14 protein-coding genes, 1 tRNA gene and 1 pseudogene are annotated in these 17,439 nt (G+C 59.3%); 9 read left to right on the top strand and 7 right to left on the bottom strand.

What is annotated here, in order from left to right:
- Window positions 1-221 precede the first annotated feature (221 nt).
- From FZ934_RS05675 to FZ934_RS05650, 6 genes and pseudogenes are all read left to right on the top strand, one after another.
- The gene (locus FZ934_RS05675; RefSeq protein ID WP_153270267.1) at window positions 222-1,538 is read left to right on the top strand and encodes a DUF2778 domain-containing protein; all 1,317 of its coding nucleotides are present in this window, start codon (window positions 222-224) and stop codon (window positions 1,536-1,538) included.
- A 157-nt stretch (window positions 1,539-1,695) separates the two neighbouring features.
- Window positions 1,696-2,532: a type I methionyl aminopeptidase gene (gene map, locus FZ934_RS05670; protein ID WP_113361575.1), complete on the top strand. Its 837-nt coding sequence runs from the start codon at window positions 1,696-1,698 to the stop codon at window positions 2,530-2,532.
- A 6-nt stretch (window positions 2,533-2,538) separates the two neighbouring features.
- The gene (radC, locus tag FZ934_RS05665; protein WP_153270266.1) at window positions 2,539-3,336 is read left to right on the top strand and encodes a RadC family protein; all 798 of its coding nucleotides are present in this window, start codon (window positions 2,539-2,541) and stop codon (window positions 3,334-3,336) included.
- A 77-nt stretch (window positions 3,337-3,413) separates the two neighbouring features.
- The gene (locus FZ934_RS05660; RefSeq protein ID WP_153270265.1) at window positions 3,414-4,001 is read left to right on the top strand and encodes a tyrosine-protein phosphatase; all 588 of its coding nucleotides are present in this window, start codon (window positions 3,414-3,416) and stop codon (window positions 3,999-4,001) included.
- A 100-nt stretch (window positions 4,002-4,101) separates the two neighbouring features.
- Window positions 4,102-5,508 carry a Si-specific NAD(P)(+) transhydrogenase gene (gene sthA / locus FZ934_RS05655; protein ID WP_153270264.1) on the top strand — a complete coding sequence of 469 codons (1,407 nt, stop codon included), beginning with the start codon at window positions 4,102-4,104 and terminating at the stop codon, window positions 5,506-5,508.
- A gap of 164 nt (window positions 5,509-5,672) precedes the next feature.
- A pseudogene (locus tag FZ934_RS05650) lies at window positions 5,673-7,453 on the top strand (B12-binding domain-containing radical SAM protein).
- Between the two features lie 53 nt (window positions 7,454-7,506).
- Here FZ934_RS05650 and FZ934_RS05645 read toward each other — a convergent pair.
- The 5 genes from FZ934_RS05645 to FZ934_RS05625 form a co-directional block, all read right to left on the bottom strand.
- Window positions 7,507-7,929 (bottom strand): nuclear transport factor 2 family protein, encoded by a 423-nt coding sequence (locus FZ934_RS05645; protein WP_153270263.1) that lies wholly within the window; start codon window positions 7,927-7,929, stop codon window positions 7,507-7,509.
- A 167-nt stretch (window positions 7,930-8,096) separates the two neighbouring features.
- The gene (gene tig, locus FZ934_RS05640; protein ID WP_153270262.1) at window positions 8,097-9,575 is read right to left on the bottom strand and encodes a trigger factor; all 1,479 of its coding nucleotides are present in this window, start codon (window positions 9,573-9,575) and stop codon (window positions 8,097-8,099) included.
- Between the two features lie 186 nt (window positions 9,576-9,761).
- Window positions 9,762-9,846, bottom strand: a tRNA-Leu gene (locus FZ934_RS05635).
- A 153-nt stretch (window positions 9,847-9,999) separates the two neighbouring features.
- Window positions 10,000-10,590, bottom strand: coding sequence for a GDYXXLXY domain-containing protein (locus tag FZ934_RS05630; protein WP_153270261.1), 591 nt, complete (start codon window positions 10,588-10,590; stop codon window positions 10,000-10,002).
- Entirely contained in the window at window positions 10,587-11,690 is a 1,104-nt protein-coding gene (locus FZ934_RS05625) for a DUF2157 domain-containing protein (RefSeq protein ID WP_153270260.1), read from the bottom strand. Before FZ934_RS05625 ends, FZ934_RS05630 begins: the two co-directional genes overlap by 4 nt.
- Before the next feature lie 736 nt (window positions 11,691-12,426).
- On the opposite strand from FZ934_RS05625, the gene FZ934_RS05620 reads away from it, so the two are divergent.
- A complete protein-coding gene (locus FZ934_RS05620; RefSeq protein WP_153270259.1) occupies window positions 12,427-12,570 on the top strand; it encodes a DUF1127 domain-containing protein in 144 nt (47 codons plus the stop codon).
- Between the two features lie 277 nt (window positions 12,571-12,847).
- Window positions 12,848-12,991, top strand: a complete 144-nt coding sequence (locus tag FZ934_RS05615; protein WP_080725599.1) for a DUF1127 domain-containing protein — start codon at window positions 12,848-12,850, stop codon at window positions 12,989-12,991.
- Between the two features lie 116 nt (window positions 12,992-13,107).
- Here the strand turns inward: FZ934_RS05615 and FZ934_RS05610 are convergent, their stop codons facing one another.
- Window positions 13,108-14,589, bottom strand: coding sequence for an ArnT family glycosyltransferase (locus FZ934_RS05610; protein WP_246737871.1), 1,482 nt, complete (start codon window positions 14,587-14,589; stop codon window positions 13,108-13,110).
- Window positions 14,586-15,644 carry a glycosyltransferase gene (locus tag FZ934_RS05605; protein WP_246737870.1) on the bottom strand — a complete coding sequence of 353 codons (1,059 nt, stop codon included), beginning with the start codon at window positions 15,642-15,644 and terminating at the stop codon, window positions 14,586-14,588. The genes FZ934_RS05610 and FZ934_RS05605 overlap by 4 nt, the downstream gene beginning before the upstream one ends.
- Window positions 15,645-15,990: 346 nt before the next feature.
- On the opposite strand from FZ934_RS05605, the gene trmFO reads away from it, so the two are divergent.
- Window positions 15,991-17,427, top strand: coding sequence for a methylenetetrahydrofolate--tRNA-(uracil(54)-C(5))-methyltransferase (FADH(2)-oxidizing) TrmFO (gene trmFO / locus FZ934_RS05600; RefSeq protein WP_153270257.1), 1,437 nt, complete (start codon window positions 15,991-15,993; stop codon window positions 17,425-17,427).
- Window positions 17,428-17,439: the final 12 nt, after the last annotated feature.

Raw genomic sequence — 17,439 nt, 5'->3', positions numbered from 1 at the left:
CAGTCTCCGAGGCAGCCAATCGATCGGCAGCAAGCGGAGAAATTTCGGCAGGCGACGCGATCACGTAAAGAGTTTGGTTACCATAATTCGTCATCCTTTGAGACAGCCGAATATATTAGCGAGCCGTAATTTGGCCTCGAAGCTTCTATACCGGCCCCGGCGAAGAAGTATCCATCTGTCAGTACCGCCGGCCTAGTAACGAGTTGTGAAAGACGAGTCTCATGGCGTTTGCGGTCGATGTGTTTGCCAATACCAGGCCTGTAGGTACGACCATTTCTCGTTTTAGTCGCTCATTCCGTTTCATTTCCGGTGCAAGTCTCATTGGTGCAGGGTTTGCCGCCTCGGCGTGGGTCGTCACGACGATCGCGACGATGCATGCTATCGCCCCGGAAGCCAAACCAGCCATGCGGATCGCGCTCACGGCGAAGACCGCAGCGCCCGAGCGGGCACACCAGCGCCTCATCCACGTCACGAAGTTTTCGCGCCTTGCGGCATCGGATGCCGACAAGCTGGCGCAGATCACCACGGACGGCAGGGCCGCCGCTCATGCACGGCTTGCCAGCGCCCTCGTCGGCAGGTCGGCGCCGATAACGATCGCCGAAGCGGCCCCCGACAAGACGGCAACCGTTGTTGCCGCCGCCGTCCCTGCCGACAAGGCCAAGGATGACGTGCTCGCCCTGCAGCCGGCGCCCGTGGCTGCCGACAAGAATTCGCCGGATCGCATCGTCATCCCGTCAAAGGAAGAAGTCGCGGCGATCACCGGCACCAACCTGCTTGCGCTCGCCGCTGCCGCCAACGAGAAAAAGGTGGCTGCGCAGCCGGCCGATGACCGCAAGGGCAACGAGCAGGCCGTCGAGGTCGCCAGCGCTGCTACCGACACCGATACGAAGGATGCGGATCCCGCTCAATCCTTCGACCTCGTGCTGACCGACCGCGAGAGTTCGGTGCCCCTGCCGATGGCTCGTCCTGACGCACTCGCCAAGCGTCCACAGGCCAATGACCGGGCGCAAAAGCCAGCTGAGCCGGTGCTTGCCTATGCACGTCCCGATGTCGGCGACGACGAAGGCGAGATTCCGACGGTTCCGAAGCGGCAGACCACCCCGATCGCGCGCACCGGCGTTGCGGTCTACGACATCTCGGCCAGCATGGTCTACCTGCCGAATGGCGAACGTCTCGAAGCCCATTCCGGCCTCGGCAAGATGCGTGACAATCCGCGTTACGTGCACGAGAAGATGCGCGGGCCTACCCCGCCACACACCTACACGCTGACGATGCGCGAAAGCCTGTTCCACGGCGTAGAGGCGATCCGCCTCACCCCTGTCGGCGGCGCAGGCAACATCTTCAACCGCGTCGGCCTTCTCGCACATACCTATATGCTCGGCGCACGCGGCGACTCCAACGGCTGCGTTTCCTTCAAGGACTACAGGCGCTTCCTGGCGGCCTTCAAGCGCGGCGACATTCGCCAGCTGGTTGTCGTGACGAGCATGCCGAGCAAGCCGTCTTCGACGCTGGCGTCGCTCTTCTCTTCCCGATCCTGAGATCCTTCGGCGCTGGGATGACCCGCGCCGACCCGCTTTCTAAGGCGATCGACAGAGCGGATTGGACGGCAAATCGCGACTTCCCCATTGATCGCGATGGACGAACCCGGCATAGCTGCTCTATGTACGAACGGACAATCTCCACTAAGGCCTTGCAATGGTAAATTACATCGAAGCAGCAACCGCACCGTCCAAGAATACGGGTGCGATCCGGCTGTACGACTCCGAAGCATTCGAGGGCATGCGCAAGGCATGCCAGCTCACAGCACGATGCCTCGACGAGTTGGCTTCGATCGTAACGCCCGGCCTTCCGACCGATGCCATCGACCGTTTCGTGTTTGAATTCGGCATGGACAACGGCGCCATTCCGGCAACGCTCAATTATCGCGGCTATACAAAGTCCACCTGCACCTCGATCAACCACGTTGTTTGCCACGGCATCCCCGACGCCAAGCCGCTGCGTGAGGGCGATATCGTTAACATCGACGTGACCTACGTCGTCGACGGTTGGCACGGAGATTCCAGCCGCATGTACCCCGTTGGCACGATCAAGCGTGCGGCCGAGCGTCTACTCGAAGTGACCTACGAGTCGCTGCTTCGCGGTATTGCGGCAGTCCGTCCCGGCGCCCGCACGGGCGCGATCGGCGAGGCCATCCAGACTTATGCGGAAGGCGAGCGCTGTTCGGTCGTTCGCGATTTCTGCGGCCACGGCGTCGGATCGTTGTTTCACGATTCTCCGAACATTCTTCACTACGGCCGCGCCAGCGAAGGACCGGAACTTCGGGAAGGCATGATCTTCACCATCGAGCCGATGATCAATCTCGGCCGCCCGCATGTCAAGGTGCTCGCCGACGGCTGGACGGCCGTAACCAGGGATCGCTCCCTGTCGGCGCAGTATGAGCATACCGTCGGCGTGACGAGCCAGGGCTGCGAGATATTCACGCTGTCGCCTGCCGGCCTCGACCGGCCGGGCCTGCCTCCCCTCGTTCGGTGAGCATTGATGGCGAAAGAACCGCGCTCCGACAATGACCAGCTGTCCTTCGGGACCGCAGAAGACATTGACGAGAGAGCCTTCTTCGCCGAGCAGCCCACCAAGCCTGCCGCGCTTCAGATGCGGCAGCCCAGCGATGAGCACTATCATGGTCACCGCGAGCGCCTGCGCAATCGGTTCCGCGATCACGGCGATGCGGCGCTTGCGGACTACGAACTGCTCGAACTGCTGCTATTCCGGCTGATCCCGCGCAGGGATACGAAACCGATCGCCAAGGCTCTGCTTGACCGCTTCGGCTCGCTTGCCGCCGTCTTCGGCGCACCGACCGCCCTGCTCCAGGAGGTCAAGGGCATCGGCGAGGCCGTTGCCCTCGACATCAAGCTGATTTCGACCGTCGCCCACCGGACATTGAAGAGCGAGCTTCGCGGCAAGCAGGTTCTCTCGTCCTGGTCCTCGGTGATCCAGTATTGCCACGCGGCAATGGCGCACGAAACGCGCGAGCAATTCCGTATTCTTTTCCTGGACAAGCGAAATGCGCTGATTGCCGACGAGGTCCAGGGCTTGGGTACGATCGACCACACGCCTGTCTATCCCCGCGAGGTTGTCAAGCGGGCTCTGGAGCTGTCAGCGACAGCCCTCATCCTCGTCCACAATCATCCCTCCGGCGACCCCACGCCCTCTCGGGCGGATATCGACATGACGAAGATGATCATCGATACGGCGAAACCTCTCGGCATCACCGTTCACGACCACATCATCATCGGCAAGGACGGACATGCGAGCCTCAAGGGACTACGCTTGATCTAGGCTCGCCAGCCTTTCAGGTGCCCGTCAGGTTGCGGTGGCAAAGCAAATGCATTGCAACCAACCTGTTCGGGTCACAAATGGCGAAGTTCACGTTTCCGAAACTCCGTTCTTATCGCAAGATTCTACTTCTGCCCGTGACGGCCTTCGTGCTCGCAGCAGGAAGCTACTATTCCTATCTGGCCGCAACCGACAATTTCCACGCCGTTATTCCTGGCGAGGTCTATCGGTCATCGCAGCCGTCGGCGAAATCCATTGCGAACTTCGAACAGGAGTACGGCATCAAGACCATCCTGAACTTGCGCGGCGTTTCCGACGACAAGGCATGGTACGCGGCCGAAGTCGCACAGGCAAAGGCGTTGAACATAACCCACATCGACTTTGGAATATCGGCTGCGAAGGAACTCACGCCGGAGAAGGCTCAGGCTCTCATCGAGATCATGCGCAACGCGCCGAAGCCGATCCTCATCCACTGCCGGTCAGGCGCGGATCGCACCGGGCTTGCCGCAGCGCTTTATCTGGCGGCAATCGCAAAGACCAACGAGCAGACGGCAGAGGGACAGATGTCGATCTTCTACGGGCATATCAGCCTGCCGATTTCTCGCGCCTTTGCCATGGATCGCACCTTCGAGAAGATGGAGCCCCTATTTGGCTTCGCTGAATCCTGATATCGGCGTGTAAATCAATCTGCAACGTTGACCAGCTACCGGTGATCGCGCGACATTTTGCGTCGCAAAATGATTCCAGCTTTCCAATCGGGGCCAGTCCATGTTCCAGTATGATCTTGTCGTTGTCGGCAGCGGCCCGGCGGGCCGTCGCGGCGCAATTCAAGCCGCCAAGCTCGGTAAGAAAGTGCTGGTCGTCGAACAAGGTAAACGCGTCGGCGGCGTATCTGTTCATACCGGCACGATCCCTTCAAAGACGTTGCGCGAAACGGCGCTCAATCTTTCCGGCTGGCGCGAGCGCGGCTTCTACGGCCGGGCATACCGCGTCAAGGACGAGATCAGCGCCGACGACCTGCGCCGCCGCCTGCTGATTACCCTCGACCACGAAGTCGAAGTCCTGGAACACCAGTTCGCTCGTAACCGCGTTCAGCACATCCGCGGCAAGGCAAGCTTCGTCGATCCTTCGACGCTGGAGGTCGTCAAGGAAGATGGCGAGGTCATCAAGGTCACCGCGGCAAGCATTCTGCTCGCCGTCGGCACGAAGCCGTTCCGGCCCGATTACATGCCGTTCGACGGCAAGACGGTCCTCGATAGCGACGAGCTTCTGGAACTCGAGGAGCTTCCGCGCTCCATGGTCGTCATCGGAGCCGGCGTCATCGGCATCGAGTACGCAACGATCTTCAGCGCGCTCGACACCGCCGTGACCGTGATCGATCCGAAGCCGACGATGCTCGACTTCATCGATAAGGAAATCGTCGAGGACTTCACCTACCAGCTACGCGACCGCAACATGAAGATCCTGCTCGGCACCAAGGCGGATAAGGTCGAACGCCTGGATAACGGCAAGGTGGAGCTGCTTCTCGACAATGGTCGCCGACTGGTGACGGACATGGTTCTGTTCGCAGCCGGTCGCATGGGCGCGACCGACACGCTCAATCTTCCCGCCGCCGGGCTCGAGGCCGACAGCCGCGGACGCCTGAAGGTGAACCCCGAGACATTCCAGACCTCCGTTCCCAACATCTACGCGGCCGGCGACGTCGTCGGCTTTCCGAGCCTTGCCTCGACGTCAATGGAACAGGGCCGCATCGCCGCACGCGTCGCTATCGGCGCGGTCGCGAAAGAACCGCCGAAATACTTCCCGTACGGTATCTATGCAGTGCCGGAAATCTCCACCTGCGGCTTGACCGAAGAGGAGATGAAGGAGCGCGGCATTCCCTACGAATGCGGAATTGCCCGTTTCCGCGAAACCTCTCGCGGGCACATCATGGGCCTCGATACCGGGCTTCTGAAGCTGATCTTCTCGCTGAAGACGCGCCGGCTACTCGGCGTGCACATCGTCGGCGAAGGCGCCACCGAGCTGGTGCATATCGGCCAGGCTGTGCTCAACCTCAAGGGCACGGTCGAGTATTTCGTCGAGAATACGTTCAACTATCCGACTCTCGCGGAAGCCTACAAGATCGCCGGTCTCGACGCCTGGAACCGCATGGGCGACATCAAGTCGGAACTCTGAGCTCATCGGCTCTGCATGAGATCGGCCGTGCCGGATTGGCGGCCGATCTCGCGCATTACTTGCATAAACGGCAACGACCACGGCAACCACAAGACACCGCTTGTCTTCTCCCGAACATCTGCTAGCGTTCGGCTTCGGGGGTTCACTCTTACAAGCGAGTAGCCGTGCGGAATCAGCCAGAAACTGCCGAACGTAAGTTTCAACTCATCCTCATCAAACCGTCTCATTACGACGACGATGGATATGTCATCCGCTGGTGGCGGGCGATGATCCCCTCCAATTCGCTCGCAGCGCTCTATGGCATTGCCGCCGATTGCTCGGAGCGAAAGGTCCTCGGGCCGGATGTCAGCATCGACATCACCGTCATCGACGAGACCAATACGCGGGTGAACACTGCTGCGCTGCTGCGGCAACTGAAGACCAACGACAATTTCGGTATGGTTGCGCTGGTTGGCGTGCAGTCAAACCAGTACCCGCGCGCGCTCGATATCGCCAAGCCGTTTCGCGACGCTGGCATTCCCGTTGCGATGGGCGGCTTTCACGTGTCCGGCTGTCTTTCGATGCTCGATGGCCATGCCGTCGGGCTCGACGCATGCCGCGAGATGGGAATCTCGATGTTCGCGGGGAAGTCGAGGGGCGGCTGGACAAGGTGCTGCAGGACGCGGCATCCGGAATGCTGGCGCCGCTCTACAATTTCATGAACGACCTGCCGAGCATCGAGGGTGCGGCAGTTCCGTTCCTGCCGAAAGCCAACGTCGCGCAGACGCTGGGCCTCAGCACCAGCTTCGACGCCGGTCGTGGCTGTCCCTACCAGTGTTCCTTCTGCACCATCATCAACGTGCAGGGCCGCAAGTCGCGCTTCCGCACGGCAGACGATGTCGAGAAGCTGGTGCGGATGAACTGGGCACAGGGCATCCACAAGTTCTTCATAACCGACGACAACTTCGCCCGCAACAAGGATTGGGAGGCGATCTTCGATCGGCTGATCGAGTTGCGTGAAAGAGATGGCATTCCGCTCGGACTGATGATCCAGGTCGATACGCTGTGCCACAAGATCCCCAACTTCATCGAGAAATCGAAGCGCGCCGGCGTTACCCGCGTGTTCATCGGGCTCGAGAACGTCAACCCCGACAATCTGACCGCGGCGAAGAAGAACCAGAACAAGATCACCGAATACCGCAAGATGCTGCTCGCCTGGAAGGCACAGGGCATCATGACACTCGCCGGCTACATCCTCGGCTTCCCGGCAGATACGCCGGAATCCATCCGCCGCGATATCGCGATCATCCAGCACGAATTGCCGCTCGACGTGATCGAGTTCTTCGTTCTCACCCCTCTCCCGGGCTCGGAGGATCACCAGACGCTGTTCCGCAAGGGCGTGGCGATGGATCCCGATCTCAACATCTACGATGTCGAGCATGTCTGCACCGACCATCCGAAGATGAGCAAGCAGGAATGGGAGAGCATCTACCAGGAAGCCTGGTCGCTCTATTATTCGCCGGAGCACATGAAGACGCTGCTGCGTCGGGCAGTCGCGACAGGCGTGCCGCTGGCGAGACTTGTCAAGGTTCTCGTGTCCTTCGCGACCACGGTGCCGCTTGAAAACGTGCATCCGTTGCAGAGCGGGTTATTGCGGCTGAAGCATCCCTCTGAGCGCCGGCCCGACATGCCGCGGGAGAGCGCCCTCGTCTTCTGGCCGCGCTTTGTCGGAGAGACGATCACCAAGCATCTCAAACTCGGCGGCACGATCGCGCGGCTCGCCATCAGCGCCTTCCTGATTTCACGCGACAAGAGCGCCACGACATACATGGACCAGGCATTGACACCGGTCGGTAACCACGAGGACGAGACGCTGGAACTCTTCACCAAGACAGCGGGTGGACAGGCGGCGGTCTCGCATATCAAGAAGGTCAACGAGCTCACGCATGCCCACAGGGCGGTCTGAGGCGACGTTGCGGCTCCAGCAGCGGTCTGCATCGATCAAAGAGACACTGGCTCCTAGCCTCGCGCCGGGAGCTTTATCATGTCCAGCAGCGCGGCCGCCTGCAGGGTGTCGATGAACTCGACGCATTCCTTCAGCTTGCCGTTCTCGAAGGTCATCTTGTCCATGATTTCGGCATCGTACTCGGTTGCGCCGAAGCGCATGCGGCCGGCGCGGTGAACCAGCGCAACATCCCCATCGATATGGATGGATACGAAATCGATGCCGCGCATGTCCCAATTGTCGATCAGGTATTGCATCGTCGCTCGAAGCGCCTCAGCGCCGACGACTGGATCGGTCAACGGCGAAAGGTGTTGATTGCCGGCGACACGAAACATACAGCCATCATCGAGAAACGACATCAAGCCGTCGAGATCGCCCTGCACGCGCGCATGATAGATCTGTCGCACCACGTCCCTAAGGTCATCATTGGAAGCCATCGTCCAATCCCCCGCTTGCGATGCGTCAGTGTGCGGTCGCGCAATCGCGAATGCAACCAGATCGTGTGCGACTCCACTTTTGGCGTAGACAGAAGCGGTAACGGATGGCCGAAACGAAAGAACCCCGCGCGAGGCGGGGTTCTTCGAAAATTCCAATTGGCCGAAGATTACTCGGCGCCTTCCTCGGAAGCCTTCTTCTTCGGAGCGGCCTTCTTCTTCGGAGCAGCTTCTTCGCCTTCAGCGGCTTCTGCCTTGCCAGCAGCCTTCTTCTTCGGAGCAGCCTTCTTGGCTTCCTTCTCGGAGCCTTCGCCTTCTTCGTCAGCGAGCAGCTCTTCCTTGGTGACCTTCTTGTCCGTGACGTCGATTTCGGTCAGCAGATGGTCGATGACCTTCTCTTCGAAAATCGGTGCGCGGATCGAAGCAGCTGCACCCGGCTGGCTGCGGAAGAATTCGAGGATCTGCTTTTCCTGGCCCGGATACTGACGCAGCTGGTCGTAGATGGCGCGCTGCATTTCGTCTTCGCTCACTTCGACGCCGGCCTTTTCGCCGATTTCGGAGAGAACGAGGCCGAGGCGGACGCGGCGTTCAGCGAGCTTCTTGTACTCTTCGCGAGCCTGCTCTTCCGTCGTGTCTTCGTCTTCGAAGGTCTTGCCGGACTGGGCGAGGTCGTTGGAAACCTGGTTCCAGATACCGTTGTACTCGGCGTCGACGAGCGACGTCGGGGTCTCGAACTTGTACATTTCGTCGAGCTGGTCGAGGATCTGACGCTTTACCTTCTGGCGGGTCAGCGAACCGTACTGCGACTCGATCTGGCCGCGAACGATTTCCTTCAGGCGGTCAGCCGATTCGAGGCCGAGCTTCTTTGCCAGTTCGTCGTTGATTTCAACGTCGGCAGGAGCGGCAACGTCCTTGACGGTAACGTCGAAGGTGGCTTCAGCGCCGGCGAGGTTCTTGGCCGGATAGTCAGCCGGGAAGGTAACCGTGATGGTCTTCTCTTCGCCAGCCTTGGTGCCGACCAGCTGGTCTTCGAAGCCCGGGATGAAACGGCCGGAGCCGAGAACCAGTTCGGCGCCCTGATCGGTGCCGCCATCGAATGCAACGCCGTCGACCTTGCCGACGTAGTCCATCGTGACGCGGTCGCCGTCGGCAGCCTTGCCCTTCTTGGTTTCGTAGGAACGGGCGCTTTCAGCGACCTTCAGAACCTGCTCGTTGACTTCATCTTCGGAGATGTCAACGACTTCGCGCGTGATCTTGATGCCCTTGTTGGACTTCAGTTCGATCGGCGGCAGAACTTCGTAAGACAGCGTGAATTCGAAATCCTTCTGAGCGGCGAGGATCTGTTCTGCCTCATCCTTGTCCTCGGTCATCGCGATTTCAGGCTGCGTAGCAGACTTTTCGCCGCGTTCAGCGAGAATGGAGGTCGGCTGCTCGCGAACGATCTCGTTGACGAGGTCGGCCATGATGGACTTGCCGTAAACCTTCTTGAGGTGAGCGGCCGGAACCTTGCCCGGACGGAAGCCGTTGATCCGGACCTTGTCCTTCACGTCGGCAAGACGCTCGTTCATCTTGGTTTCCATGTCCTTGGCCGGGATTACGACCTTGATTTCGCGCTTCAGCCCTTCAGCGAGCGTTTCGATAACCTGCATGTCTTCCTACCTTCAATTCGTGGCGGCCGTGCCCAGACGCCGTTCGTTTCGATGAGCACGACGCCGGAAAGTTGCCGGGCGTGGCCTGTTCTCAATTCTTTATTCATTCCGCCCCAGGCGGAACGGCGCTTTGCTTCCGGGTAATCGAGGGACACCGATTCCGGCCCCCCGCCTGCAAGCCAGCTTTGGTGCGGGTAGAGAGACTTGAACTCCCACGCCTTGCGGCACCAGAACCTAAATCTGGCGTGTCTACCAATTTCACCATACCCGCGTTCTCAAAAACCGCATGCATATGCCTGCACATGAGGCCTTCCGGAGCGCGGCGTCTCTATATCACCCGATTTGGGAGAGGCAAAGGAAAAATGAAGGGCAAATGACAGGGATTTCGCCCATTACACAGTCCATTGCACGCAGGTTCGCTCTCTTAATAGATTGGTTCGTCGTAAGCGGGCTTCCCGTCGACCAGAAGGCTTCTGATTTGCGCCGTTCCGTTGCGCGCCACACGAACGGCAATCGATACGTCTCCATCCTGCCTCGCCTGCTCGAGCGCCTTGCCCGCCCCCTCCGGCACATAGTAGCGCTCGATGCCGTAGTCGACGTGGATATTGTCAGTCGTCTGGGCGCCGTAGCTATAGAAGGGCTGGCTGCGGAGAACGACGGTATCCGCCTGCTCCGGCAACTTCTCGAAGGATGATTCTGTGATGCCCCAGAACCCATCGTCTTGTCGTTTCACGCGGACCCAGAGGGTACGCTCGCCGGCATCGGCGGGTATCGTGTCAACGATCGAATGAACGGGTACGGACGAGATGTCGTAGTTCAGGACGACATAATCACCGCGCAGGAAATCGCGGGGGTCGACGGGCGCCGTGCGCAATATCACGTCGGAGCCGTGGCGGAGGATCGCAGCGCGGCTCTCTATAATGTAGCCGACAATCACTGTCTGTAGCGTCGCGACAAAGATGCCTGCGAGCAGATAGCGGCGCGTCCCAAGACTTGAGAGGGAAAACATGCTCATTGGCTCGCCTCCCCGCCTACCGACGCGAAGCGACGTTCGAGGCGTATCACGACCCACGCAACCAAAGCGACCAGCACGCCCGATGTCAGGAAGAGGCCAGATGTGCCGATGATGGATCCGACCGTCACCGACGCGAGGTAGAGCATCTCGCCGGCAAAGATCATATAGGCCATATATCGAACCGCGCCGTTATCGCGCCCCTGCAAGGCGATCGCCAGGATTGCGGCAGCAAGTGTCGCGACACCGAGCACGACGAGCCAACTGCCTCCGTCAATTTCAACATGCAGGAAGAACAGACCGATTACTGCAATGAGGAATGCGTAAAAAGCCGGTGCCGCGCCAGCGCTTTTCACGATCGCCACCAACGGCGCCGGTGGCAGGCTCACCAAAATCAGCAGTGCCATCCCGACAACGGCGTAGGCCAGCGCAAGCCGGAGATCCGAGTGCAGCGTGTAGAGCCAGGCGAGCCAACCAACCATCAGCAGATATGCAAGGTGCCGGGCACGATCGGCCCCGGTGTAGCGCACCAACGCGATGATAACGACAGCCATGAACGGTGCGACCCAGGGGGCGGCGCCCAACCAGCGCATATCGAACGCGCTCAGATACACCCCGAAACTCGCCCATGCCAGAAATCCGGCCACCGCCGTGAGCACAGCGGAGCGAAAGAGAATTGCCGAGACGACCGTCACGCCGAACCAGAGATACATCACGGACTGTTCGTCGCCCGAAAGGTGATACATCTGCCCGACCAGGGAAATGGCTCCGCCGAAGCTCAGCGCCCCGATGACGAGAAGACCACTGGCGACGCCGACGGAACCGCGCTTGAGGGCAGCAGCCGCTGCAAGATGCGTCACCCATATGACGGCCAGCACGACGCCGACGCGGACAAGCCGCGGAATCGCCTCCCAGTTCGAGGCAACGACGAGCAGCACGGCGGCTGCCAACAGAATCGCGGCCAGAATCATCAGAACGCTTCCGAGACTGAAGCTTGCCGGGCGATCGTCGAACTCCTTCAGCAGGGTCTCGGCCGTGTCCTTGCCCAACAGTCCTTTCTCGACCCACAATGACAGGTCTCTCTGCAAACGCCCGCGGTACATTCCCCACTCCGCCCTATGCGCAAATCGCGCCTCCACAAGGCCTTTTATATCCATGGAAACGCGCTTGAGAAACGACCAATACCAAATTCCTCACCATTGAAATTTGGTTTGCGATTTAAGAAATGGCTAATGCTGCAGCGTTAGCCTGAAACCAATCCATCAAAGCCATGCAACAGATGCATGTCGACCATGAGAATATTGCACTGCAAAATCTGAATAAGTCATACTATTTAGCTTGCAACAGCCGGAGACGTCGATCGCTTAGCGACCTGACTGTTTCTGGCGAGAAGAATTCGGATCTGCGCACTCCTCCTCCCAGCGCGTTCCGATAGGCTGGCAACACTCCTCCTCCCAGTTGTCAGTCACCTTCATGACGCCTGCCGGATCCTCCCCCGGCAGGCGTTTTGATTTTTCCGACCTCTATGTTTCCAACAGCTTATGCCGACTGTGAGTGAGCAAGGTGCTCCCGAGGACGCGCGTCATGCGAGCGCCATTGATGCGCCGCGCGTCCCAGGCACCCTCAAATCTGCGCCAACGCCGGATTTTGCCCAATTGTTGACCAAACAGCATCCGAAATGCGGATTTCACAGCGAAAGAATTGCAGCCCGCGCATAGGTGATCTGAATTCTTGTCTGTGGCGCCATTTTGCGGCGCAACATATATTCAGAACCATCAGATCAAGGCCAGCGCCTGACAACGGCAGCCGGCTGACACGGAACTCAGGAAGGACTTCAAAATGAACATCGCTCGCTCTTTCAACAACTGGCGCAAGTACCGTCAGACGGTTACCGAACTCGGCCGCATGAGCAACCGCGAATTGCACGATCTCGGCATCGACCGCTCCGACATCCATCGCGTTGCCCGCGACGCTACCCGTTGATTTCTAGGCGATCTGCGCCTCCCAGCCGATCGCTTCCCAAGACGCCCGCTGCCTCTGGCAACGGGCGTTTTCTTTTTGTCCGTTTCCCGTTCGACACCGGCTCATCAGCCCCTGCTCATTAAATGATGCGAGCCCGTTTTCTGAGCACTCAATGCACAAATGCATGGCAGGCGCCTAATATTTGCACTGCACAATACGCAAGCAAAAGCCTATATGAGTGCCAACCGCTCAGACGGCAATCATGCCGCTGACGACATTCATTCTGAGGAAGAACATCATGAACCCGATCCGCATCGCGAAGAGCTGGCTCAGCTATCGCCGCACGCTTAGCGAACTTGGCAGCCTTTCCAACCAGACGCTGTCTGACATCGGCGTAAGCCGTTACGAAATCCGCAACATCGCTTCCCGCGCCTTCCGTTAATCGCCTGGCGCGCGAAGCTTCCAAAAACGGCGCCATGACGGCGCCGTTTTTGCGTTTGGGGGTACTGTTTACACCAAGACCTAAACGGCCACCCAGGTTTGGCAATCATCCTGACATCAACGCTTCAATAAGCGGTTCGGGCTCACGTCGACGCCGGTGTCGCGATATGCGGCAAGATCGCCTTGGCAGTCGTTGCCGGCGAGCAGATAATCGGGACCGCCAGCCGATGCGCTATCCAGCGCAATCTCATAATAGCGCTCCAGGTATCCGTGTAGACGCCAGTTCTGTCCAACGGACCCGCAGGTCGAGATGAGGTCGTGACACTTGTTGCCGTCACAGACCTCCCTAGCGATCTTTCCTGCATTCTCGATCACATCAGCGTCGTCACCCGGTCGCCCCATCTCCATCGCGACATACAGGCAGGAGAGCACGAGTACTGCTGCGAGCATTGATTGGACCCAACGTAAAGCGCGTTCTGAACATCCATCAAGCAGCCGAAGCAGAACGGGAGCGCATGCAATGGCAAGCGCGCCGGAAAAGTATGGCAGGGATGGATTGAAATAAAATCCTGAGACACGCGGACTGACGAAGAGCGGCAGTGATGCGGAACATCCGACCGCGGCCAGAAAGAGCGCACAGCGAACAGCTTCACGCCTTCCGGTATTTGCCGAAGCGGCGCCACGCGAAAAGAATCCAATCGCGGATATCACGAGCGCAGTAACCAGCGGATAGGCAAGGACGCGGATGAACGTGCGCAGAGCCGACAATCCGCCACCGGCATGGCCACGCTCTCCGGAAAGGCTGGTCAGCAGTTGGATCGAGACGTAACGCTCGATCGTGCCTCGCGCCCCCTCGAAACTCCAAAGCAAGCAGAAGACCATTGCGACGACAGCGATCAGCAACAGCGTATCGACGATAGCATCCGCAAGACGGGGACGCTGAAAGCAAAGCCAATAGAGACCAGGTGTCGCAAGGGGGAAGAGACCGACGGGGCCCTTCGTCATCAGAGCCAGCGCTGTTGCCAGTCCGGCAAGTGCCACGAACGACATTCTCCGGATCGCGCTCCGCGAATGGCGGTCATCGTAGGCGACGACAACCAACAGAACCGCGAGCGATGTGAAAACGATGAGGAGGTTTTCAAGCATGCCATTGGCGAAGGCCCAGGAAAAGCGACCGGCTACAATCGTCAGTACCAGCGCGAGAGGCAGAGATCGGCGCATTTCGGAATTGCTGCCGCTTAACCGGTCCCATGTCAGCGCCATGATGCCGAGACTTATGCCGAAGGTCGCCAGCGAGAAGCACTTGTCGATCACGATCGTATCGCCGAACACGCGAAAGAGCAGTGATTGCAACCACATCATCAGCGGCGGATGTTCCGCGAATACTGGGAAAAGCGCCTTTGAAAATTGCGGTGCCCAGACAGTGCCGATCCCTTCCGCTAGGTTACGGGCAATGCTGGCATAGATCAGGCCGTCGAAAAAGAATGACTGCCGGACGATATCAGGCATGACTTTCAGGCACACGGCAACGGCCACGAGCAACCACAGGATCGTACCGACACGATTGGCGCGCGCAATCCTTAGAGCCGCGTCCTTCACTTCCAAATGAACCTGTTGGCGATCACAAACTTCCAAACCGTATCGATCGCGATCCCGGCGAGCGTAGCGATGAACACAACGTGCACCAGCCGCTCGTAGGTGAGCGTCGCCGCGGAGACGTTGGCAACGATACCAACGGCCGAGACAGTCAAGAACTTCAAATAGCCCCAGAACTTCCCCCAACCGCGCAAGCGTCGGTCGCGGAACGTCAGGAGATTGTTCAGAAGAAAATTGCCGGTGGCGGCGATCAGCGTTGCCGCCGTCTGAGCGATCGTGAAGGGAACCAAGAGCGACAAGGCGAAATAGAGGACGGCGAAATGGACGAAGATGCCGGAGCCGCCGACGAGCAGGAAGGAGATCAGACTGACGGGGACAAGACCGCCGGTCATCTTGCTCAGCAGAAAGGTGACGAACTTCCAGACCACGTAGCTGTCGAGCTTCGACTGCCCGGCGAGGCGAACGCCGAAATCAAAAGGAACCTCGGCGTGTCGCAAAGCCTTGTTGGAATAGAGAATGTCGAGAAGCAGCTTGAAGCCCGGATCGCCAAGATGCGGGGCGGTTTCGATGAAGCTGTCGCGCCGGATCACAAAGAAACCAGTCAGGGGATCTGTCAACTTGCGACCGAGCACCCGGCTGCTCAGCCAGTTCCCAAACGTCGACAGCTTCTGCCGGATCGGAGAAAGCCCCTCAAGCTCCTGCTCCTGTTCCAGTCGGCGTGCCGCGCTTACGATATGGAGCTTGTCGCTTTCAAGCCGTTCGGCCATTTCGTTGATCACCGCAGGGTCATGCTGGCCGTCCACGTCCATGACGCAGAGAAGCTCCCCCCGTGCAGAAAGCAAACCCTGAATGCTGGACTTGGCAAGACCGCGGTCGCTCAATCGCGTGATCGAGCGAATGCGACGATCCTCCATAGAGTAGTCGAACGCCTTTTGCCCGGTGCCGTCAGGTGAGTTGTCGTCCACAAAGATAATTTCCCAGTCAAACTGACCGAGAACTTCTTTTGCACGCTCGATGAACGGCGCGATATTGTCCGATTCATTGTAAGTCGGCGCCACAATCGACAATTTTCTTTGCAACAATGTAACTCCAACGGGCTTTTTGAATCGCACTAGCAAAGAGCGAATACTAAAACAAGTAACCGCCGTACCGAATACAGGTTGTATGCTGCGGGATCACCGCACTTGATGTTCAAGCTGTGTTCCGGCACCCAGACGGTTCGTCTGCTTCGCTCCTGATTGCGGTCGGATCACGGCCGAATCTTTTCAAATTGTTTCTGGCAAGCCGGATCTGTTCGGAACTTCGTCGCCAGGTTCATTGGCGGGTAGATAGCTCGCAACCGTTGCGCTTCCACGCCATAATTCTCCGGTTTGCAGTCACAGCCTCTCATGGTAATCAGCCGCCATGACCAAGATCTCTCCCTACTCTCCCATTCACGTTATCGGCGGCGGGCTCGCCGGCTCGGAAGCGGCGTGGCAAATCGCGAACGCCGGCGTGCCTGTTGTCCTGCATGAAATGCGCGGCGTGCGCGGCACGGATGCCCACAAGACCGATGGATTGGCCGAGCTTGTCTGCTCGAACTCCTTCCGATCGGACGATGCCACCAGCAATGCCGTCGGCGTCATCCACGCCGAAATGCGCATGGCGGGATCGCTCATCATGGCCTGCGCCGACAAGCATCAGGTTCCCGCCGGTGGCGCGCTCGCAGTCGATCGTGACGGCTTTTCCGAAGCCGTCACCGAGGCGATCCACAATCATCCATCGATCACTGTGGTCCGGGAGGAGGTCGAGGGGCTGCCTCCTAAGGAGTGGGATCTTGCCATCGTTGCAACCGGCCCGCTGACGGCTCCCTCTCTTGCAAGTGCCATTCAGGCCGAGACCGGGGCCGATGCCCTGGCATTCTTCGATGCCATTGCACCAATCGTCTACCGCGATAGCATCGACATGGACATCTGCTGGTATCAGTCGCGCTATGACAAGGTCGGCCCTGGCGGGACCGGCAAGGACTATATCAACTGCCCGCTCAATGAAGAGCAATACAACGCCTTCGTTGATGCACTGATCGCCGGCGATACAGTCGGCTTCAAGGAATGGGAAGGCACACCCTATTTCGACGGCTGCCTTCCAATCGAGGTGATGGCGGAACGTGGGCGCGAGACGTTGCGCCACGGTCCGATGAAGCCGATGGGCCTAACGAATGCGCACAATCCCACGGTCAAGGCCTATGCCGTGGTGCAACTGCGGCAGGACAATGCGCTTGGCAGCCTCTACAACATGGTGGGCTTCCAGACGAAGCTGAAGTATGGCGCGCAGGCGGATATTTTCCGTATGATTCCCGGTTTGGCGAACGCTGAGTTCGCGCGCCTCGGCGGGCTGCATCGCAATACCTACATCAATTCGCCAACGCTGCTCGATTCCTCGCTAACGTTGAAGTCTCGACCTGGTCTGCGTTTTGCTGGCCAGATCACCGGCTGTGAAGGTTATGTCGAGAGCGCCAGCGTCGGTCTGCTTGCCGGCCGCTTCGCCGCGGCGGAGCGCAGGGGCGAGGCTGTTTCCTTGCCGCCAGCAACGACGGCGCTCGGTTCCTTGCTCGGCCATATTACCGGTGGCCATCTCGTCACCGACGAAGAGCCCGGCAAGCGCTCCTTCCAGCCGATGAACATCAACTTCGGTCTCTTCCCGGAGCTGGAGCCCGGCTCCATCGTCAAGCCGGAAGGCGTGAAACGCTTTCGCGGCAAGGACAAGACCATCATGAAACGGCAGCTGATTGCCAAGCGCGCGCTTTCTGCCTGTGCCGAATGGCTCGGTCAGCCATTGCCGCTGCCGGAAACAGCAGCTTAAAGCCGGCTCCCT

Source organism: Rhizobium grahamii, from assembly GCF_009498215.1.
Taxonomy (GTDB): Bacteria; Pseudomonadota; Alphaproteobacteria; order Rhizobiales; family Rhizobiaceae; genus Rhizobium; species Rhizobium grahamii_A.
Note: the sequence above shows the minus strand (reverse complement) of the source record. Positions and strands in the feature narration are given on the sequence as shown.

What these genes read in the sequence shown, in the direction of transcription:
- FZ934_RS05675 (WP_153270267.1), top strand. Translation starts at nt 222, where the DNA reads ATGGCGTTTGCGGTCGATGTGTTTGCCAATACCAGGCCTGTAGGTACG.
- map (WP_113361575.1), top strand. Translation starts at nt 1,696, where the DNA reads ATGGTAAATTACATCGAAGCAGCAACCGCACCGTCCAAGAATACGGGT.
- radC (WP_153270266.1), top strand. Translation starts at nt 2,539, where the DNA reads ATGGCGAAAGAACCGCGCTCCGACAATGACCAGCTGTCCTTCGGGACC.
- FZ934_RS05660 (WP_153270265.1), top strand. Translation starts at nt 3,414, where the DNA reads ATGGCGAAGTTCACGTTTCCGAAACTCCGTTCTTATCGCAAGATTCTA.
- sthA (WP_153270264.1), top strand. Translation starts at nt 4,102, where the DNA reads ATGTTCCAGTATGATCTTGTCGTTGTCGGCAGCGGCCCGGCGGGCCGT.
- FZ934_RS05645 (WP_153270263.1), bottom strand. Translation starts at nt 7,929, where the DNA reads ATGGCTTCCAATGATGACCTTAGGGACGTGGTGCGACAGATCTATCAT.
- tig (WP_153270262.1), bottom strand. Translation starts at nt 9,575, where the DNA reads ATGCAGGTTATCGAAACGCTCGCTGAAGGGCTGAAGCGCGAAATCAAG.
- FZ934_RS05630 (WP_153270261.1), bottom strand. Translation starts at nt 10,590, where the DNA reads ATGAGCATGTTTTCCCTCTCAAGTCTTGGGACGCGCCGCTATCTGCTC.
- FZ934_RS05625 (WP_153270260.1), bottom strand. Translation starts at nt 11,690, where the DNA reads ATGTACCGCGGGCGTTTGCAGAGAGACCTGTCATTGTGGGTCGAGAAA.
- FZ934_RS05620 (WP_153270259.1), top strand. Translation starts at nt 12,427, where the DNA reads ATGAACATCGCTCGCTCTTTCAACAACTGGCGCAAGTACCGTCAGACG.
- FZ934_RS05615 (WP_080725599.1), top strand. Translation starts at nt 12,848, where the DNA reads ATGAACCCGATCCGCATCGCGAAGAGCTGGCTCAGCTATCGCCGCACG.
- trmFO (WP_153270257.1), top strand. Translation starts at nt 15,991, where the DNA reads ATGACCAAGATCTCTCCCTACTCTCCCATTCACGTTATCGGCGGCGGG.